Source organism: Paraburkholderia polaris (genome assembly GCF_012927345.1).
GTDB lineage: Bacteria > Pseudomonadota > Gammaproteobacteria > Burkholderiales > Burkholderiaceae > Paraburkholderia > Paraburkholderia polaris.
Map to the genome: position 1 here is coordinate 102,489 of NZ_JABBGJ010000003.1, position 25,628 is coordinate 128,116.

Here is a 25,628-nt window from a genome sequence, read left to right on the forward strand (position 1 = left end):
GCTGCGCGTCAGCCGGCAATGAACCGCGCCGCACGGACTTTTTAAGTCCGTGCGGCGCCAGTAAAATGGTACGGAGCCTGTTTGCGGCCGCCGTGCCGCAGACCCAAACGGAAAATGTATGCCTCAAATCGTTGTGCTGCCTCACGTCGAACTGTGCCCGGAAGGCGCGGTGATCGATGCTGTGCCCGGCAAGAGCATCTGCGACAATCTGCTCGATAACGGCATCGAAATCGAGCACGCGTGCGAGAAGTCCTGCGCGTGCACAACCTGCCACGTGATCGTGCGTGAGGGTTTCGCCGCCTTGACGCCGTCCGAGGAAGACGAGGACGATCTACTGGACAAGGCGTGGGGGCTCGAACCGGCCTCGCGTCTGTCGTGCCAGGCGATGGTGCCGGCCGAGCAGGATCTGGTCGTCGAGATCCCGCGCTACTCGATCAATCACGCGAAGGAAAATCACTAACCGGAGGATGCAGCCATGAAGTGGACCGATACGCAAGACATCGCGATGGCCCTGACTGACAAGCACCAGGCCATCGATCCGCAGCAGGTGCGCTTCACTGATTTGCACCGCTGGGTCACCGAGCTGGAAGGTTTCGACGACGACCCTAACCGGTCGAACGAAAAGATCCTTGAAGCGATTCAGGCTGCATGGATCGAAGACGCGGACTACTGAGCACAATGCCGGCTTGTCCGCTGGCGGCGGGGTGCGATTGATGCCGCTCCGGCTACGGCAAAGAAAAAGGCGATTCCATTGGAATCGCCTTTTTTAACGCCTGGAGAATCTTCAGGCTGTCAGCGGTCAGCTTGCTACGAGCGTGCCGTTTTCGACCCGCACGCGTTGGCCTTGCTGGAACGGCGGCGCTTCGTGATACGTGAAGTAGCGCGTCTTGCCGCTTTCCATCCGCACCCGCACGGAATAGGACGTCGTGCTGCGGATGTGCTTTTCAACCGAGTTACCGGCCAGGCCGCCGCCGAGCACGCCGAGCACCGTCATCGCGGTACGGCCGTTGCCGCTGCCGAACTGGTTGCCTACTACGCCGCCGGCCACTGCGCCGCCGACCGCGCCGATACCCGTGCCATGGCCTTCCTGACGTACCGCCGAGATGCCTTCGACCGTACCGCAGGTCGAGCAGTAAGCCGGTTGCGACGGCTGTTGCTGAGCGTACTGCGGTGCCGGTTGGGCCTGTTGCTGCTGGGCATACTGTTGTTGCTGCGTCGGCGCCGGGGCGCGTTGAGGTGGCTGTTGCTGCGCTGCCTGTTGCGCTTCGGTTTGCGCAGCAGCCTGGGCAGCCTGTTGAGCGGCCGGATTTGCCGGCGCTGCCGAATCGACCACGCCCGGTTGGGTGGCCACTTGCGCAGCCTGGGTCTGATCGGTTTGCGCGCCGCTGCTCGACGCCTTCGGGAACAGCCCCGTGACGGCCGCTGTCGCGGCGAGACTGGCGATGATCACTGCACCCGCGGCAGTAGCGACGAGCGGGTGAAGACGACGTTGTTGCGTGGGTTTGGTATCTGGATTATCCATTTTGGCCTCCGTCTGGAGCAGAGTCGACTGTTATTAAGACTGAGTGTCGGGCAAATCGATCCCGGGAGGGTTTCAATTTGTAACCATTTCCGGGCAATCATCGCGGCTCGTTCGCGTCAAACGGCGCGAAGCGCGGCGGGGTGCCTTGATTTCTTGCGGGTCCGGAGCAGGTTGAGAAAACCGCAGCCTGTCTGCCGATGCGCACCTTTTACCGATGGTTACAAACCGTCAGGTTACAGCAGCCGGTGTTTTTCGGGTGCCGCAAGAAAAAACGCCCGGCATCGTGCCGGGCGTTGTTCTTTTTGCGAGCCATTGACGCGAGCGACGCAACAATCAGTCTTCGCGGCGCAGATGCGGGAACAGAATCACGTCGCGAATGCTCGGGCTGTCGGTCAGCATCATCACCAGACGGTCGATACCGATGCCGCAACCGCCGGCCGGCGGCATGCCGTATTCCAGCGCACGGATGTAGTCGGCGTCGTAGAACATCGCTTCTTCGTCGCCGGCGTCTTTCTGGTCGACCTGCTTCTTGAAGCGGGCGGCCTGGTCTTCCGGATCGTTCAGTTCCGAGAAACCGTTGGCGATTTCACGGCCCGTGATGAACAGCTCGAAACGCTCGGTGATGCCGGCGACCTTGTCCGACGCGCGCGCCAAAGGCGACACTTCGATCGGGTAGTCGATGATGTAGGTCGGCTCCCACAACTGCGACTCGGCGGTCTCTTCGAACAGCGCCAGTTGCAGCGCGCCCACGCCCGCGTTCAGGAACTGCGGCTGCGACGCGTCCACGCCGAACTTCTTCAGTTCCGTGCGCAGGAATGCGCTGTCGGCCAGTTGTTCGCTCGTGTATTGCGGCGCGTACTTCTGGATCGCCTGCGTGATCGTCAGGCGATGGAACGGCTTCGCGAGATCGAGTTCACGGCCCTGATAAGTGATCGTGGCGGTGCCCAGCGCGTCGATCGCCGCCTGGCGGATCAACTGCTCGGTGAAGTCCATCAGCCACTGATAATCGGTGTACGCCGCATAGAACTCGATCATCGTGAATTCCGGATTGTGGCGTACCGACACGCCCTCATTGCGGAAATTCCGGTTGATCTCGAACACACGCTCGAAGCCGCCGACGACGAGGCGCTTCAGATACAGTTCCGGCGCGATGCGCAGGAACATCTGCATATCGAGCGCGTTGTGGTGCGTTTTGAACGGCTTGGCCGCCGCGCCGCCCGGAATCGGGTGCAGCATCGGCGTTTCGACTTCCATGAAATCGGCATCTGCCATGAACTTGCGGATCGACGAGATCGCCTTGGTGCGCGCGACGAAGGTCTTGCGCGTTTCCGGCGTGACGATCAGGTCGACGTAGCGCTGGCGGTACTTCATTTCCTGGTCCGACAGACCGTGGAACTTGTCCGGCAGCGGGCGCAACGACTTCGACAGCAGTCGCAGTTCGGTACAGCGCACCGACAGTTCGCCCTTATTGGTGCGGAACAGCACGCCGCGCGCCGCGACGATGTCGCCCATGTCCCACTTCTTGAAGGCGTCGTACGTTTCCTGGCCGACGTCTGCCGGCGTGATGAAGAACTGGATCTGACCCGAACCGTCGCGCACGGTCGCAAAGCTCGCCTTGCCCATCACGCGCTTGAGCATCATGCGCCCGGCAATCGCGACTTCGAGCGGATTGGCTTCGAGTGTTTCCTTGTCGGTTTCGACATACTGCGTTTGCAGATCCGCAGCATGGTGCGTGGGACGGAAATCGTTCGGGTAGGCGACGCCTTGCTCACGCAGTTCGCGCAGCTTTTCACGGCGCTCGGCCATGATCTTGTTGTCGTCTACCTCGGGCACGACATTTGGCTGGGCCGCATTTGGCTGGGCCGCATTCGGCTGGGTCGGTTCGGTCATGATGATTTGGTATTCGGTGGCCCGCATCGGGGTGCCCCACATGCGGGTGGCCAGTCAGTGAAAAAACCTCAGGCGGTAAAAAGATGCGGCGCAGCGATGCGATGCATGCCGCGCCGGTTGCGCTTAGACGCCCTGTTTCAGGCTGGCGCTGATGAACGGATCGAGGTCGCCGTCGAGCACGCTCTTGGTATTGCTGATTTCGACGTTGGTGCGCAGATCCTTGATACGGCTGTTGTCCAGCACGTACGAGCGGATCTGATGACCCCAGCCCACATCGGTCTTGCCGGCCTCGAGCTTGTCCTGCTCTTCCTGCCGCTTGCGGATTTCCGCTTCGTACAGGCGCGATTTCAGCATGGCCATCGCTTCAGCCCGGTTGCGGTGCTGCGAACGGTCGTTCTGGCACTGCACGACGATGCCCGACGGCATGTGCGTAATCCGCACGGCCGAATCGGTCTTGTTGATGTGCTGACCGCCCGCGCCGGACGCGCGGTACGTGTCGATGCGCAGATCGGCCGGATTGACGTCGACTTCGATCGAATCGTCGATTTCCGGGTACACGAACACCGACGAGAACGACGTATGGCGGCCGCCCGATGAGTCGAACGGCGATTTGCGCACGAGGCGGTGCACGCCGGTTTCGGTGCGCAAAAAGCCGTACGCGTAGTCGCCTTCGATCTTGATCGTGGCGTTCTTGATGCCCGCGACGTCGCCTTCGGTCTGTTCCAGTATTTCGGTCTTGAAGCCCTTGCGCTCGCAGTAGCGCAGGTATTGGCGCAGCAGCATGGACGCCCAGTCGCACGCTTCGGTGCCGCCGGCGCCGGCTTGAATGTCGAGGAATGCGTTGTTCGGGTCGGCCGGATTCGCGAACATCCGGCGGAATTCCATGTCGGCGACGCGTTGCTCGATGCCTTGCGCGTCGGATTCGCAGGCGAGGAGGGTTTCCTCGTCGGCTTCTTCGCGGGCCATGTCGAACAGGTCCTGCGCGTCGCGCAGGTCGTTATCGAGCGACGTGAGCTTGCCGACGACGTCGTCGAGCAGTTTCTTTTCCCGGCCGAGGGCCTGGGCGTGCTTCGAGTCGTTCCAGACGTCCGGGTCTTCGAGTTCCCGGTTGACTTCGATTAGACGCAGTGCTTTGTCGTCGTAGTCAAAGATACCCCCGTAGCGAGTCTGCGCGAGTGCGCAGGTCCGCCAGAGAGGCTTCGATCGCGTTGAGACGTTCCGCTTCCATGTCGATCTTTTATAGCTTCGTAAAAAGGAGAAATTATAGCCGATCGGCGCCCCGCGCCGGAGGCTCTCGAGCGACCCGGCGCGGGTTTGGGGTTGATTTTGCGATGATTTTTGGCGCTTTCGAGCGGCGCCGGGCATACGGTACACCCAGCCATGGGTAGCCGGCGCACGCGCCAGGCGCAGACCTCCCGGCGCGGACGCAGGGTAGCGAAGGGCCGTGCGCGTTTCAGCTCGCCGCGTGCTCGACGATCAATTGCACGCGCGACACGCCATTCCACGTGTCGCTGGCCAACCGGTATGCGACGGTGGTGCGCGAGGGCAGCGTGTCGGTGTGATTGAACCAGATCGCGTTGAAACGCTGGCGGCCGCGCACCAGTTGCAATTTCAGATGTTTGTCTTTGACCAGCGCCTGCGAGGCGATGTCGAATTCGCCGGAAAACACCGGCGCCGGGAAGCCCTGGCCCCATACGGCGGCGTCGAGCATTTCGACGAATTGCGGCGTGAAATAGGCGTCTTCGAGTTCGCCGTCGGTTTCGACCGTGCGCGAAAGCGCCTCTTCGGACAGCCATTCGCGGCCTACCGCCTCGAACGCTGCAGTAAAGCGCTGCACGTCGGCGGCGGCGATCGTCAGGCCCGCGGCCATCGCGTGGCCGCCGAATTTGACGATCAGACCCGGTTCGCGCTTCGAAATCAGATCGAGCGCATCACGCAGATGGAACCCCGAGATCGAGCGGCCCGAGCCTTTGACGAGCTGGCCGCTGTCATCGGCGAGCGCGAACGTGAACGACGGCCGGTGGAATTTCTCTTTCAACCGTCCGGCGACGATACCGATCACGCCCTGGTGCCAGCTCGGATTGAACAGCGTGATGGTGGTCGTGCCGTCGGGATTGATTGCCGAGAGGTCTTCGAGCGCCTGCTGCTGCATGCCGGCTTCGATTTCGCGGCGCTCGCGGTTCATCGTGTCGAGCTGCTGCGCGAGATCCCATGCGCGGCCGATGTCGTCGGTGGTCAGGCACTCGATGCCGAGCGACATGTCCGACAGGCGGCCGGCCGCGTTCAGGCGCGGGCCGAGCGCGAAACCGAGGTCGAAACCCGACGCGCTGCGGGCGTCGCGCGCGGCGGCGCGAAAGAGGGCGGCGATGCCCGGCTGCATCTTGCCTTTGCGAATCCGCTGCAGGCCTTGCGCGACCAGCACGCGGTTATTGCCGTCGAGCTTGACCACGTCGGCCACCGTGCCGAGCGCGACCAGATCGAGCAGGCCGTCCAGACGCGGCTCGGGGAAATCGTCGTTGAAGGCGCCGCGGCGGCGCAATTCCGCGCGCAATGCCAGCAGCACATAAAACATCACGCCGACACCGGCGATGCACTTGCTCGGGAACGTGCAGCCCGGCTGGTTCGGATTGACGATGGCGCGTGCAGCCGGCAGTTCGTCGCCGGGGAGGTGATGGTCGGTGACCAGCACGTCAATGCCGAGCGCATTGGCCGCTTCCACGCCGTCGACGCTGGCGATGCCGTTATCGACTGTAATCAGCAGTTCCGGCTTGCCCGACGCACTGCGGGCGGCCAGCGCGACGATCTCGGGCGTCAGGCCATAACCGTACTCAAAGCGGTTCGGGACCAGATACTCGATCTGGCCGCCGAACATGCGCAGGCCGCGCACGGCGACCGCGCAGGCGGTGGCGCCGTCGCAGTCGTAGTCGGCGACCACCAGCATGCGGCGCTTGTTCTGGATCGCATCGGCGAGCAGCGCCGCGGCCTCTTCGCAGCCCTTGAGCGCAACAGGCGGCACGAGCCGCGCGAGACCGGTTTCGATTTCATCGGGCATGCACACACCGCGTGCGGCATACAGGCGCGCCAGCACCGGATGCAGGCCGTGGCGGGTGAGGATTTCGGCGTCGACCGGGGAGCCGGCGCGCGTAACGATTCGAGTCATTCGGAAAGGCCGTGGATCATTCGATAAGTCATTCGATGAAGAGCGAGGCGAGCACGCGCCGCCGCCAGAATTTGCGCAGGTCGCCGCGCGTCACCGTGAGCGTCACCGAGCCGGTGTCGCCGCACAGCGTCAGGCCGAGTTCGTCGAGTTGACCCGACTGCAGCGCTTCCAGCGCCGGTTCGAACCAGTCGGTTTGCAGCGCGGCGAAGGCGTCGTTCCAGCGCGCCCAGTCCTGCTCGATGTAGGGTGCGGAGAAGGGATCGAGTTCGACCAGCGTGGCGCCATTTGCATTTGCGACGGCGGCGGTGGCAGACGCGCCACTCGACGTGTTGCCCGAGGCGCCGCCCGCCGCGATAGCGGCCCGGAACGCCGCAAACGACGCCGGCGGCGCAGCGGCCGCGACGCCCGCAGTGATGGCGAGGCCGCGCGTGGCCGCCGCGTCGGAGAATACGCGAGCGAACGGGCTCTTGACCGGTTGCGCCGTGCCCTGTGCGTGAAACCAGATCGAATTGACGGCGGGCATGCCACGCGCCTCGCGCGCTTCATTGACCGGATGCTCGAACCACGCCATCTGCACTTCGTTCTGCAGCTTCATCCAGGTGCGCGAACGTTCGCCGGAATGCGCCTCGTGCGGCAGCCAGATTTCGATGTTGCGGCCGCTCGCGCGCAACGGCGACGCCCCGGCCAGCGTGCCGAAGCCGTCGCCCGACAAATACCAGCGTGTGGGCTTCGGCGCTTCGATACGCACGCCAAGTTCCTCGATCAACGGCCGGGCGACTGCCAGCAGCACGCTGGCTTCGTCATCGGACAGTTCGAGCGAGGCCGGATCGATCAGCACCAGATGGTCGTGCGCGATGCGCACGTGCACCGGTTGCACGCAGGCCCACGTGGCGCTGCCGGGGTCGCCGCCGTCAGCGCGCAGCATGTACGGGGCAAGCGGCGCTTCGTCGGCGGCCGCCGCGCCGCTCGGCAGCGCGCCGAACTGGCGCGCCACCCAGCGCTCGTGCGGCAGCGTGCGCTGAAAATCCTCGCCGACCACCCGTTCGACCAGCGTCGCGCGGGCGATCAGCCGGTCGAGGGCCGGACTCTGGATATCGTGCAGGGCGGTGGAGGCGTCCGCTGCGGCGGGCAGCGCAAAGGGCAGGAGAAGATGAAGACGGTTGGCGTGCATGATGCTGCGCATTGTAGGGCAAAGAGTGCGAGTATTCAGACCATATCGGCGGATTCTCGGGCACCGCACCGGGCTATTCCGATGGCACCAGCCGAGCGCGGCGGCACCGCGCCCATGAGGAGGGAGACCGACATGTCGCGTGAACTGAAAACCGAACAGGAACTGCTTGGATTGGTCGTGAAAGCGCTCAACGCCAACCCGGCCACGGCCGGCTGGATTCCGACCGGATTCCACGAAACAGTCGACGACGAGGAGGGCTGCAACTGGGATATCACCCACCTGCATCGCGACCGTAAAGACGCCGATATGCGTGAAGTTGCGAGCAGCGAGGCGGCCGGGATCATTAACGATCTGCGCCGCCATTACAACCTGCGTTAACGGCTTGGCCGTTCAAGGTGATAGCAGGCAGCCCGACCTGCGCGCGGGTCCGCTGGACAACTAGCAGGCGGCCCGACTTGTGCCGCGGGGTCTGCCGGGCAGCTAGCAGGCGGCCCGACTTGTACCGCGGGTCTGCCGGGCAGGGCTTGCAGCGGCCGGCCGCGCTGCGTGTCACCCCGCGTACAAGGCGTTTGCGCGGGGGCGCGGCATTGTATGGCAAACTTCGCGCTGGATTGACGGCGGCAGCGGCAGCGGCGGTTGCTTCGGTGGCGCGGGGTTTGCTAACAACGCCGTAAGGCACCCGGGGGCAGCGGAACGTCATACCGGAACCATCCGGGACGCCACGACACCAATGATCACGACGCTCGGGCCGCCTGACAGGCGCGCCGGCTGCAGCAAGTTGCAGCCGTTGTGCGTAGTAAAAGGCCAAAGCTGAGGCCAGGACCAAAGCCAAAGCCGGGCGCAGACGAAGAACGCAGAAAAGGATTCGCTTGAAATTTCCCTACGAATGGCAGATTGGCTGGCGCTACACCCGCGCCGGCAAACGCACGACCGGTAACGGCTTCATTTCCTTCATCGCGCTCGTGTCGATGTCGGGCATCGCGCTCGGCGTCGCGGCGCTGATCGTCGTGTTGTCCGTGATGAACGGTTTTCAGAAAGAGGTGCGCGACCGGATGCTGTCGGTGCTGGCGCACGTCGAAATCTTTTCGCCGACCGGTTCGATGCCCAACTGGCAACTGACCGCGCAGGAAGCCCGTCAGAACAAGGAAGTGATCGGCGCGGCGCCGTATGTCGAAGCGCAGGCGCTGCTCACGCGCCAGGATGCCGTGAGTGGCGTGGCGCTGCGCGGCGTCGAACCGTCGCTCGAGCCTGAAGTGTCCGATATCAGTAAGGAAATGAAGGGCGGCAAGCTGACCGATCTCGTGCCGGGCGACTTCGGCATCGTACTGGGCGCGGACCTCGCCACCAATCTCGGCGTGACGGTCAATGACAAGATCACGCTGGTCGCGCCCGAAGGCACCATCACGCCCGCCGGCATGCTGCCACGGCTGAAACAGTTCACGGTGGTGGGGATCTTCGAGTCGGGCCATTACGAATACGACAGCACGCTCGCGCTGATCAACATCAAGGACGCGCAGGCGCTGTTCCGGCTACCCGCGCCGACCGGCGTGCGGCTGCGTCTGACCGACATGCAGCGGGCGCCGGAGGTCGCGCATCAGCTGGCGCGCAGCTTGTCCGGCGATTTGTACATCCGCGACTGGACCCAGCAGAACAAGACCTGGTTCTCGGCGGTGCAGATCGAAAAACGCATGATGTTCATCATCCTCACGCTGATCATCGCGGTGGCGGCGTTCAATCTGGTGTCGTCGCTGGTGATGACGGTGACCAATAAGCAGGCTGACATCGCGATTCTGCGCACGCTCGGCGCGCAGCCCGGCTCGATCATGAAGATTTTCGTGGTGCAGGGCGTGACGATCGGCTTTATCGGCACGGCGACCGGCGTCGCGCTCGGCTGCCTGATTGCGTGGAGCATTCCGTGGCTCGTGCCGATGATCGAGCATCTGCTCGGCGTGCAGTTCCTGCCGCCGTCCGTGTATTTCATCAGTGAACTGCCGTCCGAACTGATTCCTGCCGACGTGGCGCGGATCGGCATCATCGCGTTCCTGATGTCGGCGCTGGCGACCCTTTATCCGAGCTGGCGTGGTGCGAAAGTCCGTCCTGCGGAGGCACTGCGCTATGAATGACCGTTCCGCTAGCCTCTCCATGGCCTCTGAAAACACCGCGCTGCATCCCTATGTGCTGGAAGCAACCGGCATTTCGAAGTCGTTCGTGCAGGGCGGCCTCAATGTGCAGGTGCTCAACAACGCGCAACTGAACGTGCGGCGCGGCGAAAAGCTGGCGATCGTCGGCGCGTCGGGGTCCGGCAAGAGCACGCTGCTGCATGTGCTCGGCGGCCTCGACGATCCGAGCGCTGGCCATGTCTCGGTGCTGGGCAAGCCTTTCACGAAGCTCTCCGAGCGCGAACGTAACGACCTGCGCAATCGCGCACTCGGTTTCGTGTACCAGTTCCACCATCTGCTGCCGGAATTCACCGCGCTCGACAATGTCGCGATGCCGCTGCGGATTCGCCGCATGACAACCGAAGCCGCGCGGCGCGATGCGCTCGCGGTGCTGGAGCGCGTCGGCATGGGGCATCGGGCGAAGCATCGTCCGGGTGAACTGTCGGGCGGTGAGCGTCAGCGTGTGGCAATCGCGCGGGCGTTGGTGACGAAGCCCGCTTGCGTGCTCGCCGACGAACCCACCGGCAATCTGGACGGCGGCACCGCCGACACGGTGTTCAACCTGATGCTCGAACTGTCGCAAACGCTCGACACCAGCTTCGTGATCGTCACGCACGACCCGGAGCTGGCCGGACGGTGCGACCGGATCATGCGGCTGCGCGACGGCATATTGCACGAAGAGCCGCCGGTGCCGGTTTAATCACCGCGCGGAACGTAAGCGATGCTCTACCGCTAACGAGGCGCGCCATGTGGATCGATACGCACTGCCATCTCGACGCTTCCGAATTCAACGCCGACCGCGATGAAGTCGCCGACGCGGCGCGTCAAGCCGGCGTAGGACGTATCGTGATTCCCGCGATCGGCCGCGAGAACTTCACGACGGTGCGCGAACTCGCGCACCGCATCGACGGCGGCGCGTATGCGCTCGGCATCCATCCGCTCTTCACGCCAGGTGCGCAGGAGCGCGATCTCGAACTGCTGCGCATGGAAATCGAGGCGAGTCTCGACGATCCGCTGTTCGTCGGTATCGGCGAGATCGGCCTCGACTATTTCGTCGAAGGTCTCGACGATGCGCGCCAGCAGTTCTTCTACAACGGTCAACTTCAACTGGCGCGCGAATTCGACCTGCCGGTGATTTGCCACGTGCGCAAATCGCAGGATCAAGTGATCAAAGGGCTACGGCGGCATCAGATTCATCGCGGCATCGCCCATGCATTCAACGGCAGTTTCCAGCAGGCTCAGGCGTATATCGACCAGGGCATGCATCTCGGTTTCGGCGGTAATCTGACCTTCGAGCGCGCGCGGCAAATCCGCCGCCTTGCCGAGCAATTGCCGTTCGACGCGCTGGTCGTCGAGACCGACGCGCCGGACATCGCCCCTTCCTGGATATACAAGCAGCGCAATTCGCCGGAGCAGATCCCGGCCATCGGTGCGGGTCTCGCGCAACTGCGCGGCATGACCGCCGACGAAGCCGCCCTAGGCACAACGGCTAACGCGCTCGCCGCGTTGCCGCGGCTCGCACTTTCCTCTGCATAATTGAACGCGATGGTTTGAGTGGTTCGCGCCGGGCGGAACACGCGCCCGGCGGGCTTGCTGACGCCTGCTCGCTGAGCGTTGCGCCGTCCGGCGATGGCTGGGCGGACGGGGCGGAGGGCGGATGCGGGCATGGTGGTGCGGGTTTGCGTTGGGCGTGATCTGGCTGCAGCGGCAGGCGGCGTTGCCGGATTGGCGTGGATGGTGCGCGCTGGTGCTGCTCGGGTGCGGTGCGATTCTGATGGCGGTGTGGGGGTTGCGCCGCGGTTCTTCGGGCGAGTTGTGCTGCGGTACTTCAGTAGTCGCGAACGCGCAGTCGGCAGTTGCAAATTCGCGCATGTGCCGCGCCTTGTTCAGTGCACGCTTGAGCTCGCGCGTCGGCTGGGGCGCGGTGTGGATTGCGGCCTTATGTACGGGCTTTGGCTACGCCGCGTGGCGCGCGGAAACCCGCCTCGCGGTGAGCTTGCCGAGCGCCTTGGAAGGCCGCGATGTCGATGTCGTCGGCAGTATCAAGGGTCTGCCGTCACGCGACGACAAGGGCGCGCGCTTCCTTTTTGAAGTCGAGTCGGCGGATGCGCCGGTCGCCGCTTTTCCACGCGTGATCCAGCTCTCGTGGATTGCCGAAGATGCGCCTGCGCCGTTGCTCGTACCGGGCGCACGCTGGCGTCTGAGCGTGCGGCTCAAACGCCCGCATGGCAATGCGAACTTCGGTGTGCGCGATGCCGAAGCCAGTTTGCTGGCGCGCAATGTGCGCGCCACCGGCTATGTGAGTGCACCGGCTCACGCATTGCGTCTGCCCGGCAACGCGCGTGGCGTAAGCGTGACGGTCGATCGCTGGCGTGCCGCGCTGCGCGCGCGCATCGACTCGGTGCTCGCCGATGCGCCGCACCGCGGGATCGTGGTGGCGCTCGCCATCGGCGCGCAGGACGAAGTCAGCGCGGCCGACTGGTTGCTGATGCGTGGCACGGGCACAAGTCATCTGGTGGCAATTTCGGGCTTGCATATTGGCTTCGTCGCGGGACTGGCGGCGTGGCTCGCCGGTGCGGTGTGGCGGCGTTCGGGGTTCATCGGCCGCAACTGGCCGTTGCTGTTGCCCGCACAGGTCGTCGCAGTGACGGCCGGCGCGTTGTTCGCGGGGCTGCATGCGGCGTTGGCCGGTTTCAACGTGCCGGCGCAGCGCGCGCTATGGATGGCGGGCGTGCTGGCGCTCGCGTTTATCAGCGGGCGTAATGTCGCGCGATCGGTGGTGCTGGCGTGGGCGTTGGGATTGGTGCTCCTGATCGATCCGTGGGCGGTCGTGGCGGCGGGATTCTGGCTGTCGTTTTGCGCGGTGGCGGCGATTCTGTTCGCGATGTCGGGACGGCCCCGTGTACAGGATCATGAGCAGCGCCGCGACGAAGAGAGTGAGGGCGGCGTGACGCCGACAAGGCTCTCGCGCCTGTGGTCTGGCCTGTGCCGTCGCGCTCGCGCTTTCGTTGAACGCCTGCGCAGCGCCGCGCATGTGCAGTTCGCGGTGACCGTCGCGCTTGCGCCGCTCACCGTCTACTGGTTCGCGCAGATTCCTTTGGTTGGCCCGCTCGCGAATGCCTTTGCGATTCCGTGGGTGAGTCTGCTGGTGACGCCGGCGGTATTGGCGGGCGTCGCGTTGCCAGCGCCATTCGATGCCTACGCCTTTCACGCCGCGCACACCTTGCTCGACCTGCTGGCCGCGGGCTTGCAGATGCTGTCCGGTCCGGTATGGGCGCTCTGGCGGCTGCCGCAACCGGACGCATGGACGCTCGCCGCGGCGGCGGTCGGCGTTCTCTGGTGTCTGGCGCCACGGGGCTGGCCGCTGCGCTGGGCCGCACCGCTCACGTGGCTGCCGCTGCTGATGCCGGCGGCGCCCGGTCCGCCGCATGGCAGCTTCCGTCTGACGGCGCTGGATATTGGTCAAGGCACCTCGGTACTGGTCGAAACGGCGCATCACGCGCTGCTGTTCGATACCGGGCCGGGGCCGGAGTCGACGCATGCCGGCGAACGGGTTGTCGTGCCGTTTTTGCAGGCGCACGGCGTCACCGCGCTCGATACGCTGATCATCAGCCACGCCGATTCTGACCACTCGGGCGGTGCGCCGGCTGTGCTGGACGCGATCGAGGTGCGTCAAATGGTGGCGGCATTGGCGCCCGCGAATCCGCTGTGGTCGAACGCAAAGCAACGCGGCGCGGATACGCTGCCCTGTGCGGCGGGGCAGCGCTGGCAGTGGGACGGCGTCGAGTTTGCGATGCTCTGGCCGGATGCCGGTCCGCTGCAAGGCAAGCCTAATGCGCATTGCTGCGTGTTGCGGGTGAGCACGTTGCCTGCGGCGGTGAGGCCGCCTGCCACGGCGAGCACGCCGGCCGCGGGGAGCATGTCGCTTGCGGAGAACGGGGCGGTTGCAGAGAGTACGTCGACCGGAAGTGTTCAACCGGCGCCCCTACGCGTGGCAGCCTTGTTGGCGGCGGACATCGAAGCGCCGGTCGAACGCATCCTGCTCGCGCGCGATCGGGAAGCGTTGCGCGCCCAGGTGCTGGTCGTGCCGCATCATGGGAGCAAGACCTCGTCGACCGAGCCGTTCCTCGACTCTATCGACCCGCTCGTCGCGCTATTTCAGGTAGGCTATCGCAACCGATTTCGTCATCCGAACGCGGGTGTGTTCGAGCGGTACAAGGCGCGGCACATCGAGCTTGCGCGCAGTGATGCGGACGGTGCGGTGCGGGTCGACGTCAACCCGGATTTCAGCCCGGGTCTTATCCCGGGTCTCAACCCGGGCCTCGACCCGGGCATCGGGCCCGAGGGCAGTGTGGAAGGCAATGCGGGAGTCGCTCCGGGAAACAGGTCGGGAAGCGGCCCGGACCTGAACGGCGCCGCACTGACGCTCGAGCGCTATCGCGACACACAGCGCCGCTACTGGATGGATCGCTGATGAATTGCCGGCCGCACACGGATAGAACAAATGCGCCGCAGGGCTCGGCGCCTGCACGAAAAATCAGGCCTGAGGCCCACGCGCAAAAACAGAACGGAGATAGCCGCAGTTGAAAAACATCATCCACTTCTCGCATGCGAACGGGTTCCCGGCGTCGACCTACCGGACGATCTTCGCCGAACTCTCAGACGACTATGAACTGCGCTCCATCGAGCGCATCGGTCACGACGCGCGTTATCCGGTCACGCAGGACTGGCCGCATCTGGTCGAGCAGTTGCTCGACGATGTGGGCCGGTCGTACGAGCAGCCGGTGTGGCTGGTCGGCCATTCGCTTGGCGGCTATCTGTCGTTGATGGCTGCGCTGAAAAAGCCGCAGTGGGTGAGGGGCGTGGTGATGCTCGATTCGCCTGTGATCGCCGGTTGGCGCAGCAGCATGCTGCGGGTGTCGCAATGGACCGGACTCGACGAGCGGCTGTCGCCCGCGGCCGCCACCCGCTCGCGCCGCACGCAGTGGGCGAGCCGCGACGAGGCGTGGCGGCATTTTCATTCGAAACCGGCGTTCGCGCGTTGGGACGAACGCATGCTGTCCGACTACATCGACTTCGGCATCCCGCAGAGTTCGCCTGACGGCGGCCGCTCGCTCGCTTTCGACCGGCGCACCGAGTATCAGATCTATAAGACTTTGCCGCATACGCTTGGGCCGCGCCTCGCGCGCGGCGCCCCGGTGCCGGTGGGGTTCATCGCCGGCACGCGTTCGAAGGAGGTGCGTCAGGCGGGGCTGGACGCTACCCGCCGCGCGACAGGCGGTCATGTGGAATGGATCGAAGGCAGCCATCTGTATCCGATGGAAAAACCGCTCGAAACGGCGCGCGCGGTGCAGCGGATGTTGCGCGAACTGGAGCGGCCGGCTTAAGGCCATGCGTGGCGCGGCGCGCGACGCGGCGCACGCGTTCACCGGCGCGGCAGCCTGCTGATAAGAGGCGCCGCGGCGGCCGTGGTGGTGGCGCGGTCCGCTAATGCGGTTGGCTACCGCCGCGAAAAACGGTGCATGATCGGCGCGCGGCGATTGCCATCGCCGTGGCACACTTTCGTACAGATGTCGCCAGGATTTTGCTGGGTTGAGACCCTGCTTTACGGTATAATCCGTTTTTCCCGCGAGCATCCAGCGATGACCAAATATGTTTTCGTCACCGGCGGCGTAGTATCTTCCCTCGGCAAGGGTATTGCCGCCGCTTCCCTCGCCGCGATCCTCGAATCGCGCGGTCTTAAAGTCACCCTCCTCAAGCTCGATCCCTACATCAACGTCGACCCCGGCACGATGAGTCCGTTTCAACACGGCGAAGTGTTCGTGACGGAAGATGGAGCGGAGACTGACCTCGACCTCGGCCACTATGAGCGCTTCATCAGCACGAAGATGCGCAAGGCCAACAACTTCACCACGGGCCAGATTTACGAATCGGTGATCCGCAAGGAACGCCGCGGCGATTATCTCGGCAAGACGGTGCAGGTCATCCCGCACATCACCAACGAAATCCAGGCGTTCATCGAACGCGGCGCGGCTTCCGCGACGTGCGGTGAGCCGGACGTCGCAATCGTCGAAGTGGGCGGTACGGTGGGCGATATCGAATCGCTGCCGTTCCTTGAAGCCGCACGTCAGATGAGCCTGCGCATGGGCCGCAACAGCGCGTGCTTCGTGCACCTTACGTTGGTACCTTGGGTCGCCACCGCAGGCGAGCTGAAAACCAAGCCTACCCAACACAGCGTGCAGAAGCTGCGTGAAATCGGTATCTCGCCGCACGTGCTGCTGTGCCGCGCCGACCGCCGTATTCCGGACGACGAGCGCGCAAAGATTTCGATGTTCTCGAACGTGCCCGAAGACGCGGTGATTTCCGTGTGGGACGCCGACAGCATCTACAAGATTCCGCAGATGCTGCACGACCAGGGTCTGGACGCGATCATCTGCGAAGAGCTCAAGCTCACGCCGAAGCCTGCCGATCTGTCCATGTGGTCGAATCTGGTCGAAAAACTCGAGCATCCGAAGCATGAAGTCACGATCGGCATGGTCGGCAAGTATGTCGATCTGACCGAGTCGTACAAGTCGCTGATCGAAGCGCTGCGCCATGCGTCGATGCACACGTCGACCAAGGTCAACATTGAGTACATCGATTCGGAAGAGATCGAGACGCAAGGCGTCGAGAGCCTCAAGCATCTGGATGCCGTGCTCGTGCCGGGTGGCTTCGGCCGTCGCGGTACTGAAGGCAAGATCGCCGCGATCCGCTATGCACGCGAAGCGAAGGTGCCGTATCTCGGCATCTGCCTCGGCATGCAACTCGCCGTAATCGAATTCGCCCGCGACGTGGTCGGCCTGAAAGATGCGAACAGCACCGAGTTCGATCAGGAAACCGAAAACCGCGTGGTCGCGCTGATCACCGAGTGGTACGACCGCGAAGGGAAGGTCGAGAAGCGCACCGAAGAATCGGATCTGGGCGGTACGATGCGCCTCGGTTCGCAACGTTGCCCGATCAAACCCGGCACGATGGCCGAAGAGATCTATGGCAAGGATGTGAACGAACGCCATCGCCACCGTTATGAAGTCAATAACCGCTTCGTGCCCCAGCTCGAAGCCGGTGGGCTTATCATCAGCGCCCGTACCCCGAGTGAAGATCTGCCGGAAATGATGGAATTGCCGCGCAGCATGCACCCGTGGTTCGTCGGCGTGCAGTTCCACCCGGAATTCACGTCCACGCCGCGTGACGGCCATCCGCTGTTCACGTCGTTCGTCGAAGCGGCGCTCGCCCATCATCTTCAGATGTCGGGCGTCGAGGAGAAAGCATGAAACTGGGCGATTTCGAAATCGGGCTCGACAAGCCGTTTTTCCTGATCGCGGGCACCTGTGTCGTCGAATCGGAACAGATGACGATCGACACAGCAGGCCGGCTGAAGGAAATCTGCGCGAAGCTGAATATTCCGTTCATCTACAAATCGTCGTACGACAAGGCCAACCGCAGCAGCGGCAAGTCGTTCCGCGGTCTGGGCATGGACGAAGGTTTGCGCATCCTGTCGGAAGTGAAGCGTCAGCTCGGTCTGCCGGTGCTAACCGACGTGCACGCCGAGCACGAGATCGAGCAGGTAGCGTCGGTGGTCGACGTCCTGCAAACGCCTGCTTTCCTGTGCCGTCAAACCGATTTCATTCATGCTTGCGCGCGTTCGGGCAAACCGGTCAACATCAAGAAAGGCCAGTTTCTCGCACCGCACGACATGAAGAACGTGATTGACAAGGCGCGTGATGCGGCGCGTGAAGCCGGTCTCTCGGAAGACCGCTTCATGGCGTGCGAGCGCGGCGTGTCGTTCGGCTATAACAACCTCGTGTCGGACATGCGGTCGCTTGCGATCATGCGCGAAACCAACGCGCCGGTCGTGTTCGACGCCACCCACTCGGTGCAGTTGCCGGGCGGGCAGGGCACGAGCTCGGGCGGTCAGCGCGAATTCGTGCCGGTGCTGGCACGTGCTGCGGTGGCAACGGGCGTGGCGGGTCTCTTCATGGAGACCCATCCGAAGCCTTCGGAAGCCAAGTCGGACGGCCCGAACGCGGTACCGTTGCATCGCATGGCTGATTTGCTCGAAACGCTTGTTACGCTCGACCAGGCCGTCAAGCGCGCGCCGTTCCTCGAAAGCGATTTCAACTGATTCAGGCATTCGCGGCGTGTCACGATCGGTCCGCATAATGGGCTCGGTCGGCATCATCGGCACACGGCGAATGCACGTAATGGTCGTCGAAAGCATCAGGGCGCGCGTAGTGTGCTGGGGAGACCAGTGCGCTGCATGGGACCGGAGCGCGCTGCGTGGAACCGGGGTAAGTGCAAAAGCACTAACTTCGGATCGACATAAGCGCTAACTCCGGATCCACACGCCCGGTGCAGTTTCACAGTAAAGAATTCAACGTCATTTCTTGAGGAAACCATGAGTGCTATCGTAGATATCATCGGTCGAGAGATTCTCGATTCGCGAGGCAACCCCACCGTCGAATGCGACGTGCTGCTCGAGTCGGGCACGATGGGCCGCGCTGCGGTCCCGTCGGGTGCATCGACGGGTTCGCGCGAAGCGATCGAACTGCGCGACGGCGAAGCTGGCCGTTACGGCGGCAAGGGCGTGCTGAAGGCCGTCGAGCACATCAACACCGAAATCTCCGAAGCGATCATGGGCCTCGACGCTTCCGAGCAGGCTTTCCTCGACAAGACCCTGTTGGAACTCGACGGCACCGACAACAAGTCGCGTCTCGGCGCGAACGCGATGCTGGCCGTTTCGATGGCTGTCGCGAAGGCTGCTGCTGAAGAAGCCGGCTTGCCGCTGTACCGCTACTTCGGTGGCTCGGGCGCCATGCAACTGCCGGTGCCGATGATGAACATCGTCAATGGCGGCGCGCACGCGAACAACAGCCTGGACATCCAGGAATTCATGATTGTGCCGGTCAGCCAGCCGACCTTCCGTGAAGCGCTGCGCTGCGGCGCTGAAGTGTTCCACGCGCTGAAGAAGATTCTGTCTGACCGTGGCATGAGCACGGCAGTGGGCGACGAAGGCGGCTTCGCGCCGAACTTCGGCAGCAACGACGAATGCCTGTCGACCATCCTGCAAGCGATTGAAAAGGCCGGCTACCGCGCCGGTGAAGACGTGCTGCTCGCACTCGACTGCGCAGCAAGCGAGTTCTACCACGACGGCAAGTACCAACTGGCTGGCGAAGGCCTGCAACTGTCGTCGACGGAATTTGCCGACTATCTGGCAAACCTGGCCGACAAGTTCCCGATCGTTTCGATCGAAGACGGCATGCACGAAAGCGATTGGGCCGGCTGGAAGATTCTGACCGACAAGCTCGGCAAGAAGGTGCAACTCGTGGGCGACGATCTGTTCGTCACCAACACGCGCATCCTGAAGGAAGGCATCGAGAAGGGCATCGCCAACTCGATCCTGATCAAGATCAACCAGATCGGTACGCTGACGGAAACCTTCGCGGCGATCGAAATGGCGAAGCGCGCAGGCTACACGGCAGTGATCTCGCACCGCTCGGGCGAAACCGAAGATTCGACGATTGCGGATATCGCGGTCGGCTTGAACGCCGGTCAGATCAAGACGGGTTCGCTGTCGCGTTCGGACCGCATCGCGAAGTACAACCAGTTGCTGCGCATCGAAGAAGACCTCGGTGATATCGCCAGCTACCCGGGCAAGTCGGCGTTCTACAATCTGCGCTAATGGCCTGTTTGATGGCGCCGACCGATGAGCCGGTTATCCTTCGTTTCTGATTGACCCCGCCGCCCTGCGTATAGCGCAGGGCGGCGTGTATTTATTGTGCTTACTTCATGCGGCTTGTCACTGCTGTCCTGATCGTTCTACTGGCGCTGATCCAGTACCCGCTCTGGTGGGGGCATGGCGGCTGGTTACGCGTGCATGAGTTGCAGCAGCAACTGGCGCAGCAACTGCAGAAGAACGCTGATTCGAAGCTGCGCAACGAGCGGATCCAAGGCGAGGTCCAGGATTTGCAGAACGGTACGGCCGCGGTGGAAGAGCGGGCGCGTTACGAAATGGGCATGGTGAAAGACAGCGAAGTGTTCGTGCAGTTCGTCGCGCCGAATGCGCCGTTGCCGAACGCGAACACGCCTTCGGTCACCACGTCTACGCGCGGTGAGGTGTCGGCGGCGCCGCTCCATGTGGTGCCGAATCCGGAGTCGCGTGCGAAGCCGGATCGCAAGCATGGTGGGAAGGTGGCGAAAGACAAAAAGGCTACGCACTGAGTTTGAGCAGGCAGGTTGAACTCGCAGACGACCGCGACACCAACCGCAGGAACGAAGGTAAAGGCTCTCAGGAAGACGAAAAAAGGCGCGGTGAAAACCGCGCCTTTTTCTTTGGGCTTGCGATGCCGGGTTGTCCGCCGGGTCGCCGTATCGGTGTGCTTAATATCCGGGAGTGCCTGTTTCGGCTTACCAGCCCCAGTACGGTGAGTAGCCGACGCCGACACCCGTACCCCAGCCGTGCCCCCAACCGCCGCCGTAATAACTGCCGTACACGCTGACAGGCGGCGAGTAATAGCGTGAATACGCCTGAGCCGCGTTCTCGGCGGCAATGGCCTGATTCTGATCGGACAGCACCTGACGGTCGATCGCGTCATAGCGTTCACGTTCTTCAGGTGTGAGCGGGCGGGCGGTGTTGGCCATGCCCGACTGGTCGGCCGGCAGGCGGCTGTAAATCGGCGATGGGCCCGGCGGGTCCATCACGCAGCCCGTAAGCGCAGCGCTGCCGACGATGACTGCCAGCATGGTGAACGAGCGCATGCAATGCTTTAGCGAAGTAGGGATGTTCATTTTTATCTCCATCGGTCGGATACCTAAGCAAAACATGCGCAGCGCGCACCGCTCACGATCCAACGCAACGATCGACGATAACGCGCCGCCGAACCCCGAAAAGGCAGCAGGCGACGCGTCATTTTACTGCCTTAGCACAGGCCCAATAGGCTGCCGCCTAGCCGCTTCAGTGCCGCTGATCAGCAGCCGGCGTCACGCCTTGTGAGAGCGCATTGGCGACAAAAAGTTGCGCCACGTCGACCGGATCGAATTCGTACCGTTGATTACAGAATTCGCAATGAATCTCGACGTGACCGCGCTCTTCGATCACGCCGTCCACTTCCTCGCGGCCCAGCATCTTCAGCATCGCGCCGACTTTTTCGCGCGAGCAACTGCATTCGAAGCGCGTCGTGGCCGGCTCGAAATGCTGCACATTTTCCTGCCAGAACAGACGGCGGAAAATCGTTGCCGGTTCTTCCTTCAGCAACTCGTCTTGCGACATCGTGCCACCGAGCGTGCAGACGCGCTCCCACGTATCCGCATCCAGATCGCTCGGATGCGGGACGATGCCACCGTCTCCCGGCAGCTTTTGCAGCAGCATGCCGACTGCCCGTTCGGTGTTCGCCGCGAGCCACAGGCGCGTGTCGAGTTGCTCCGAGTGATGCATGTAGTGCTCGAGCACTTCGGACATCGACTTGAGCGGGCCGTCCACGCCCGACAGCGGCACGATACTTTGATACGGTTGCTGGCCGGGCTGCTTGTCGCGCGGGTCGAGCGTGATTACGCAACGGCCATGACCACTCGCATTGACCAGTTCGATCATGGAAGTGGTGTCGTCGATCGTATTGCCCGTTTCGCCGGAGAGCTTGGCGGTCGCGCGCATCGACAGGTCGGAGCTGCACTGCACCACCAGCATCTTGGCCGGTCCGTCGCCGAAAATCTGCATGACGAGCGTGCCGTCGAACTTGAGGTTCGCCGAAAGCAGCGCGCACGCGGCCATCATCTCGCCGAGAATCGTCCGGACGGGCGCCGGATAGTCCCGGCGCGTCAGCACTTCCTGCCACGTATTGCGCAACGAAACGATCTCGCCGCGCACCGGCGCCGCGCTGAACATGAATTTTTGCAACTGGTCGCTCACAACTTTTCCTCGGTCGAATGACGCAGCCTGAGCTGCGCCGTGCGCGCCGCGCGCTCCGGCTGGTTAGCCGATGCGCACGAGCTGCGCCTTGAAATATTCGCGGCGCTCGGCATAGCTTGCCGTGCCGCGCTGCATATTGGCGATATCCGTCTCGGTCAGTTCGCGCACCACTTTGGCGGGCGCGCCGAGAATCAGCGAATTGTCGGGAAAAACCTTGCCTTCAGTGACGATGGCACCCGCTCCGACCAGACAGTTGCGGCCGATTACCGCACCATTCAAGACCACGGCCTGAATTCCGATCAGCGCGCCTTCCTTGATCGTGCAGCCGTGCAGCATGACCTGGTGGCCGATCGTCACATTCGGCTCGATTGTCAGCGGAAAGCCCGGGTCGGTATGCAGCACCGCGTTTTCCTGCACGTTGCTGCCGGCGCCGAGGGTGATCGGCTCGTTGTCGCCGCGAAGCGTCGCGCCGAACCAGACGCTCGAATTTTCCTCGAGCGTCACGTTGCCGATAATGTTCGCCGAATCCGCGACGAACACGCTTTCATGGATGGTCGGGGCTGCTTCGCCAAGCTTATAAATTGTCACGGTGTCTCCTCTTGATCGGTCGCGACGCGCTGTGCGGGCCGGCCGGGGGTGGCGAAATGGGTCGAAAATACGCTGCAAAACGGGGCTGCAAAACGGGCTGAAAACACCCGCAAACGCACTGATGGACCCGGTTGTCCTGCCGACCCTGCGCAATAGGCACGCGAGATGGTCGAATCGAGTATTGTAAACGGTTGTGTGGTTAGGCCGCTTGGCCGTGCCGCAAGCCAAGCCGTCCGGCGCCCAGCCTTGGCGAACGCCGCGCCTTCCGTCTTGCCTCTTGCCTTGCCCTTTGCCAACCTGTTTGCCATGAATTCCGCTGCTCCGTCTATTTCGCCCGCTCCGTCGATATCGAATCCCGAGGATTGCTCGAATCGCGCGAATTGCGCGCGTACCGCGGCGCTGGCCACATTGCGCGAAGTCGACCCGGCAATCAAGGCGGTCGCGGCCCGCGCGTTATACGCCGCGGTGCTCGACGGCAGCCTCGCATGCACCGCAGACCTCGAACTCGCCGAGCCGGCAGACCTGCCGGGCCGTCCCGCACGCCCCGAACTGGTCGATCCGCGCAAACTGAAACGCCGCAGCATGCAGTCGCCCGAAGGGCGAGCCGTCCTGCTGCACGCGCTTGCGCACATCGAATTCAACGCCATCAATCTCGCGCTCGACGCCGTCTGGCGTTTTGCCGGCATGCCCGCCGAGTTCTACACCGACTGGCTCAAAGTTGCCGCCGAAGAGGCACATCACTTCTCGTTGCTGGTCGCGCGCCTTGCGGAATTCGGCCATGCCTACGGCGATTTTCCCGCACATGACGGCCTCTGGGACATGTGCGAGCGAACCCGTGCCGACGTGCTGGCGCGCATGGCGCTGGTGCCGCGCACCCTCGAAGCGCGCGGCCTTGACGCCTCGCCGCCGATCCGCGCGCGCCTGCAGCAGGCGGGCGACCAGGCATCCGCAGCGATTCTTGACGTGATCCTGCGCGACGAAATCGGCCATGTGCTGATCGGCAACCGCTGGTTTCGCCATCTGTGCGACGAAAGCGGTCTCGATCCGCACACCGCCTACACTCGCCTCGCCGATCAGTATCACGCACCGAAATTACGCGGTCCGTTCAATTTCGAGGCGCGCCGCGACGCCGGTTTCGACGAAACCGAACTGGCCGCGCTGGTCGCCCTGGCTGGCCTCGACGCTGAGCAGCCGGTCCCACCGGCCACGCAGGGCTTGGGCGACTGAAGCCTTTTCCATAGCCCGGCCGCACGCATCGCTCGGCTATCTCGTTATAATCGAACGACCATTCTTTTTTCGGGCGCGCCGTTCATGAATACATCCAGGTCTGAATTCGTCGCCGTGCGCGGCATCCGTCTGCACGTGCGGCGCTGGGGCAATCCGGATGCGCCGATGCTGTTCATGCTGCACGGCTGGATGGACGTGGCGGCGTCTTTCCAGTTTGTCGTCGACGCATTGGGCGGCGACTGGCAGGTGATTGCGCCCGATATGCGCGGCTTCGGCCTGTCGGACTGGCCGGTCGCCGAGCGCGGCGGCGGCAACTACTGGATTCAGGACTATCTCGGCGATCTCGACGCGCTGCTTGACCACTATGCACCGACCGGCGAAGTCAATCTGATCGGCCACAGCATGGGCGCGAACATCGTCTGCCTGTATGCGGGCGTGCGGCCGGAGCGGGTGCGTCGCGTGGTCGATCTGGAAGGCTTCGGTCTCGCGCCGTCGCACTCGGCGCAAGCGCCCAAGCGCTTGCTTAACTGGCTCGACGAGTTGCGCGATCCGCCGCAGTTGAAGCGCTACGCGTCGCTGGACGACGTCGCCGGGCGTCTGATCAAGACCAATCCGCGCCTCGCTCCGCAGCGCGCGCAGTTCCTCGCACAGCATTGGTCCAAGCCGGACGGAGAAGGGCGCTTTATGCTGCTCGCCGATCCGGCGCACAAACTGCGCGGGCCGTCGCTGTACCGCCTCGACGAAGTGATGGCCGTGTGGCGCAAGGTGAGTGCCAAAGTGCTGCATGTCGAGGCCGCTAACTCGCCCACGCTTGCACAGATCGCCGGCGAGATTCCGCTCGACGAATTCAAGGCGCGTTTCCAGGCTTTCCCAAATTGGCGCGAGAAGATCATCGACGGAGCGGGGCACATGGTGCACCACGACCAGCCGGAGCAGGTGGCCGCGCTGATCAAGGGCTTCTGCGCTTGAAGCTTGCAAAAGGGTTTCGGCGCGAGGTCCGCGATCGCGAGATAGCGCTGCGGGCATTTACTGCGTTGCAGTAAAATGAGTGCAGAACCTTCTCAAGACAAAGATGAACGCCGACCTCCACTGTCACTCCACCGTTTCCGACGGCCAGTTCGCGCCGGCCGATGTTGCGCGCCGCGCGCACGCGGGCGGCGTGACGCTGTGGGCGTTGACCGACCACGACGAAGTGAGCGGCCAGCACGAAGCGCGCAGCGCAGCTGAGGCGCTCGGCATGGGCTACCTGAGCGGCGTGGAGATCTCGGTGACATGGGCTTCGCGCACGGTGCACATCGTCGGGCTCGGCATTGACCCAACGAGCACGACGCTGATCGACGGCCTCGCGCGCACCCGCAACGGCCGCGCGGCGCGCGCCGAAGCAATCGGCGAACAGTTGGCCACGCTTGGCATCCCCGATGCTTATCAAGGTGCCCTGAAATACGTCTCGAACCCGGACATGATTTCGCGCACGCACTTTGCGCGCTTCATGGTCGAAAGCGGCTACGCCAGCTCGACGCAAGATGTGTTCAATCGCTTCCTCGGCGACGGCAAGCCCGGCTACGTGTCGCATCGCTGGGCGAAACTGGCGGATGCGGTCGGCTGGATTCAGGCGGCCGGCGGCGAGGCAATCGTCGCGCACCCGGGTCGCTATGCGTACTCGCCGGTTGAATTCGATGCGTTTTTCGCTGAATTCATCGACCTCGGCGGCAAGGCGATTGAAGTGGTGACGGGTAGCCACACGCCGGATCAGTACCGCGAATACGCGGACGTCGCGCGCCGCTTCGGTTTCGAAGCCTCACGTGGTTCCGATTTCCATGCACCCGGCGAGGGCCGCATCGAGCTCGGCACGCTGCCGCCGCTACCTTCCGATCTCAAGCCCGTCTGGGAACGCTGGTTGTGATCACGCGCCGTGCCAAGGCGGCACGATATGCGCGAAGGTCCTTGTCCGAAGGGCGTGCGCTCGCCCG

At 63.6% G+C, this 25,628-nt stretch carries 23 protein-coding genes; 15 read left to right on the forward strand and 8 right to left on the reverse strand.

The window, feature by feature from the left end:
• The first annotated feature begins 118 nt into the window (after positions 1–118).
• Positions 119–460, forward strand: coding sequence for an ISC system 2Fe-2S type ferredoxin (gene fdx / locus HHL24_RS03035; RefSeq protein WP_028199497.1), 342 nt, complete (start codon positions 119–121; stop codon positions 458–460).
• Between the two features lie 15 nt (positions 461–475).
• Positions 476–673, forward strand: a complete 198-nt coding sequence (gene iscX, locus HHL24_RS03040; protein WP_169483912.1) for a Fe-S cluster assembly protein IscX — start codon at positions 476–478, stop codon at positions 671–673.
• A 126-nt stretch (positions 674–799) separates the two neighbouring features.
• On the opposite strand, the gene HHL24_RS03045 is transcribed toward iscX, so the two are convergent.
• The 5 genes from HHL24_RS03045 to HHL24_RS03065 form a co-directional block, all read right to left on the reverse strand.
• The gene (locus HHL24_RS03045) at positions 800–1,522 is read right to left on the reverse strand and encodes a glycine zipper 2TM domain-containing protein (RefSeq protein WP_169483913.1); all 723 of its coding nucleotides are present in this window, start codon (positions 1,520–1,522) and stop codon (positions 800–802) included.
• 333 nt (positions 1,523–1,855) lie between these two features.
• Positions 1,856–3,412, reverse strand: a complete 1,557-nt coding sequence (gene lysS, locus HHL24_RS03050; RefSeq protein WP_169483914.1) for a lysine--tRNA ligase — start codon at positions 3,410–3,412, stop codon at positions 1,856–1,858.
• A gap of 123 nt (positions 3,413–3,535) precedes the next feature.
• Positions 3,536–4,640, reverse strand: a protein-coding gene (gene prfB / locus HHL24_RS03055) for a peptide chain release factor 2 (RefSeq protein WP_169483915.1) whose coding sequence is annotated in 2 segments (ribosomal slippage) — positions 3,536–4,558 and positions 4,560–4,640 — 1,104 coding nt in all. Because the reading frame shifts where the segments join, the coding sequence is not laid out codon by codon here.
• A gap of 225 nt (positions 4,641–4,865) precedes the next feature.
• Complete coding sequence (gene recJ / locus HHL24_RS03060; protein ID WP_169483916.1) at positions 4,866–6,572, reverse strand: single-stranded-DNA-specific exonuclease RecJ; 1,707 nt, start codon at positions 6,570–6,572, stop codon at positions 4,866–4,868.
• A gap of 28 nt (positions 6,573–6,600) precedes the next feature.
• Positions 6,601–7,755 carry a regulator gene (locus HHL24_RS03065; protein ID WP_169483917.1) on the reverse strand — a complete coding sequence of 385 codons (1,155 nt, stop codon included), beginning with the start codon at positions 7,753–7,755 and terminating at the stop codon, positions 6,601–6,603.
• A 69-nt stretch (positions 7,756–7,824) separates the two neighbouring features.
• Between HHL24_RS03065 and HHL24_RS03070 the strand changes: the two genes are divergently transcribed.
• The 10 genes from HHL24_RS03070 to ftsB all read left to right on the forward strand — a co-directional run bounded on the left by HHL24_RS03070 (position 7,825) and on the right by ftsB (position 20,159).
• A complete protein-coding gene (locus HHL24_RS03070; RefSeq protein ID WP_169483918.1) occupies positions 7,825–8,121 on the forward strand; it encodes a hypothetical protein in 297 nt (98 codons plus the stop codon).
• Between the two features lie 491 nt (positions 8,122–8,612).
• Complete coding sequence (locus HHL24_RS03075) at positions 8,613–9,866, forward strand: lipoprotein-releasing ABC transporter permease subunit (protein WP_169483919.1); 1,254 nt, start codon at positions 8,613–8,615, stop codon at positions 9,864–9,866.
• Complete coding sequence (gene lolD, locus HHL24_RS03080) at positions 9,859–10,602, forward strand: lipoprotein-releasing ABC transporter ATP-binding protein LolD (RefSeq protein WP_169483920.1); 744 nt, start codon at positions 9,859–9,861, stop codon at positions 10,600–10,602. The genes HHL24_RS03075 and lolD overlap by 8 nt, the downstream gene beginning before the upstream one ends.
• Before the next feature lie 47 nt (positions 10,603–10,649).
• On the forward strand, positions 10,650–11,438 hold the full coding sequence (locus tag HHL24_RS03085; protein WP_169483921.1) for a TatD family hydrolase: 789 nt from the start codon (positions 10,650–10,652) through the stop codon (positions 11,436–11,438).
• Between the two features lie 121 nt (positions 11,439–11,559).
• Positions 11,560–14,376 carry a DNA internalization-related competence protein ComEC/Rec2 gene (locus HHL24_RS03090; RefSeq protein WP_169483922.1) on the forward strand — a complete coding sequence of 939 codons (2,817 nt, stop codon included), beginning with the start codon at positions 11,560–11,562 and terminating at the stop codon, positions 14,374–14,376.
• A gap of 109 nt (positions 14,377–14,485) precedes the next feature.
• Positions 14,486–15,289, forward strand: coding sequence for an alpha/beta fold hydrolase (locus HHL24_RS03095; protein ID WP_169483923.1), 804 nt, complete (start codon positions 14,486–14,488; stop codon positions 15,287–15,289).
• 255 nt (positions 15,290–15,544) lie between these two features.
• Positions 15,545–17,212 carry a CTP synthase gene (locus tag HHL24_RS03100; RefSeq protein WP_169483924.1) on the forward strand — a complete coding sequence of 556 codons (1,668 nt, stop codon included), beginning with the start codon at positions 15,545–15,547 and terminating at the stop codon, positions 17,210–17,212.
• Positions 17,209–18,063, forward strand: a complete 855-nt coding sequence (kdsA, locus tag HHL24_RS03105) for a 3-deoxy-8-phosphooctulonate synthase (protein WP_097389693.1) — start codon at positions 17,209–17,211, stop codon at positions 18,061–18,063. The genes HHL24_RS03100 and kdsA overlap by 4 nt, the downstream gene beginning before the upstream one ends.
• Positions 18,064–18,336: 273 nt before the next feature.
• A complete protein-coding gene (gene eno, locus HHL24_RS03110) occupies positions 18,337–19,620 on the forward strand; it encodes a phosphopyruvate hydratase (protein ID WP_169483925.1) in 1,284 nt (427 codons plus the stop codon).
• Positions 19,621–19,727: 107 nt separating this feature from the next.
• Positions 19,728–20,159 (forward strand): cell division protein FtsB, encoded by a 432-nt coding sequence (ftsB, locus tag HHL24_RS03115; RefSeq protein WP_169483926.1) that lies wholly within the window; start codon positions 19,728–19,730, stop codon positions 20,157–20,159.
• A gap of 186 nt (positions 20,160–20,345) precedes the next feature.
• Here the strand turns inward: ftsB and HHL24_RS03120 are convergent, their stop codons facing one another.
• The 3 genes from HHL24_RS03120 to HHL24_RS03130 form a co-directional block, all read right to left on the reverse strand.
• Entirely contained in the window at positions 20,346–20,726 is a 381-nt protein-coding gene (locus HHL24_RS03120; RefSeq protein ID WP_169483927.1) for a hypothetical protein, read from the reverse strand.
• 166 nt (positions 20,727–20,892) lie between these two features.
• Positions 20,893–21,843, reverse strand: coding sequence for an Hsp33 family molecular chaperone HslO (gene hslO / locus HHL24_RS03125; protein WP_169483928.1), 951 nt, complete (start codon positions 21,841–21,843; stop codon positions 20,893–20,895).
• A 63-nt stretch (positions 21,844–21,906) separates the two neighbouring features.
• The gene (locus HHL24_RS03130; protein WP_169483929.1) at positions 21,907–22,431 is read right to left on the reverse strand and encodes a gamma carbonic anhydrase family protein; all 525 of its coding nucleotides are present in this window, start codon (positions 22,429–22,431) and stop codon (positions 21,907–21,909) included.
• A 306-nt stretch (positions 22,432–22,737) separates the two neighbouring features.
• On the opposite strand from HHL24_RS03130, the gene HHL24_RS03135 reads away from it, so the two are divergent.
• The 3 genes from HHL24_RS03135 (at position 22,738) to HHL24_RS03145 (ending at position 25,561) form a co-directional block, all read left to right on the forward strand.
• Positions 22,738–23,658, forward strand: coding sequence for a ferritin-like domain-containing protein (locus HHL24_RS03135; protein WP_169483930.1), 921 nt, complete (start codon positions 22,738–22,740; stop codon positions 23,656–23,658).
• An 84-nt stretch (positions 23,659–23,742) separates the two neighbouring features.
• Positions 23,743–24,627 carry an alpha/beta fold hydrolase gene (locus tag HHL24_RS03140; protein ID WP_169483931.1) on the forward strand — a complete coding sequence of 295 codons (885 nt, stop codon included), beginning with the start codon at positions 23,743–23,745 and terminating at the stop codon, positions 24,625–24,627.
• 103 nt (positions 24,628–24,730) lie between these two features.
• Positions 24,731–25,561, forward strand: a complete 831-nt coding sequence (locus HHL24_RS03145) for a 3',5'-nucleoside bisphosphate phosphatase (protein ID WP_169483932.1) — start codon at positions 24,731–24,733, stop codon at positions 25,559–25,561.
• Positions 25,562–25,628 lie beyond the last annotated feature (67 nt).

Bases quoted from the DNA above. Each gene is read 5' to 3' on its own strand.
- fdx (WP_028199497.1), top strand. From the start codon at position 119: ATGCCTCAAATCGTTGTGCTGCCTCACGTCGAACTGTGCCCGGAAGGC.
- iscX (WP_169483912.1), top strand. From the start codon at position 476: ATGAAGTGGACCGATACGCAAGACATCGCGATGGCCCTGACTGACAAG.
- HHL24_RS03045 (WP_169483913.1), bottom strand. From the start codon at position 1,522: ATGGATAATCCAGATACCAAACCCACGCAACAACGTCGTCTTCACCCG.
- lysS (WP_169483914.1), bottom strand. From the start codon at position 3,412: ATGACCGAACCGACCCAGCCGAATGCGGCCCAGCCAAATGCGGCCCAG.
- recJ (WP_169483916.1), bottom strand. From the start codon at position 6,572: ATGACTCGAATCGTTACGCGCGCCGGCTCCCCGGTCGACGCCGAAATC.
- HHL24_RS03065 (WP_169483917.1), bottom strand. From the start codon at position 7,755: ATGCGCAGCATCATGCACGCCAACCGTCTTCATCTTCTCCTGCCCTTT.
- HHL24_RS03070 (WP_169483918.1), top strand. From the start codon at position 7,825: ATGGCACCAGCCGAGCGCGGCGGCACCGCGCCCATGAGGAGGGAGACC.
- lolD (WP_169483920.1), top strand. From the start codon at position 9,859: ATGAATGACCGTTCCGCTAGCCTCTCCATGGCCTCTGAAAACACCGCG.
- HHL24_RS03085 (WP_169483921.1), top strand. From the start codon at position 10,650: ATGTGGATCGATACGCACTGCCATCTCGACGCTTCCGAATTCAACGCC.
- HHL24_RS03090 (WP_169483922.1), top strand. From the start codon at position 11,560: ATGCGGGCATGGTGGTGCGGGTTTGCGTTGGGCGTGATCTGGCTGCAG.
- HHL24_RS03100 (WP_169483924.1), top strand. From the start codon at position 15,545: ATGACCAAATATGTTTTCGTCACCGGCGGCGTAGTATCTTCCCTCGGC.
- kdsA (WP_097389693.1), top strand. From the start codon at position 17,209: ATGAAACTGGGCGATTTCGAAATCGGGCTCGACAAGCCGTTTTTCCTG.
- eno (WP_169483925.1), top strand. From the start codon at position 18,337: ATGAGTGCTATCGTAGATATCATCGGTCGAGAGATTCTCGATTCGCGA.
- ftsB (WP_169483926.1), top strand. From the start codon at position 19,728: ATGCGGCTTGTCACTGCTGTCCTGATCGTTCTACTGGCGCTGATCCAG.
- HHL24_RS03120 (WP_169483927.1), bottom strand. From the start codon at position 20,726: ATGAACATCCCTACTTCGCTAAAGCATTGCATGCGCTCGTTCACCATG.
- HHL24_RS03135 (WP_169483930.1), top strand. From the start codon at position 22,738: ATGAATTCCGCTGCTCCGTCTATTTCGCCCGCTCCGTCGATATCGAAT.
- HHL24_RS03140 (WP_169483931.1), top strand. From the start codon at position 23,743: ATGAATACATCCAGGTCTGAATTCGTCGCCGTGCGCGGCATCCGTCTG.
- HHL24_RS03145 (WP_169483932.1), top strand. From the start codon at position 24,731: ATGAACGCCGACCTCCACTGTCACTCCACCGTTTCCGACGGCCAGTTC.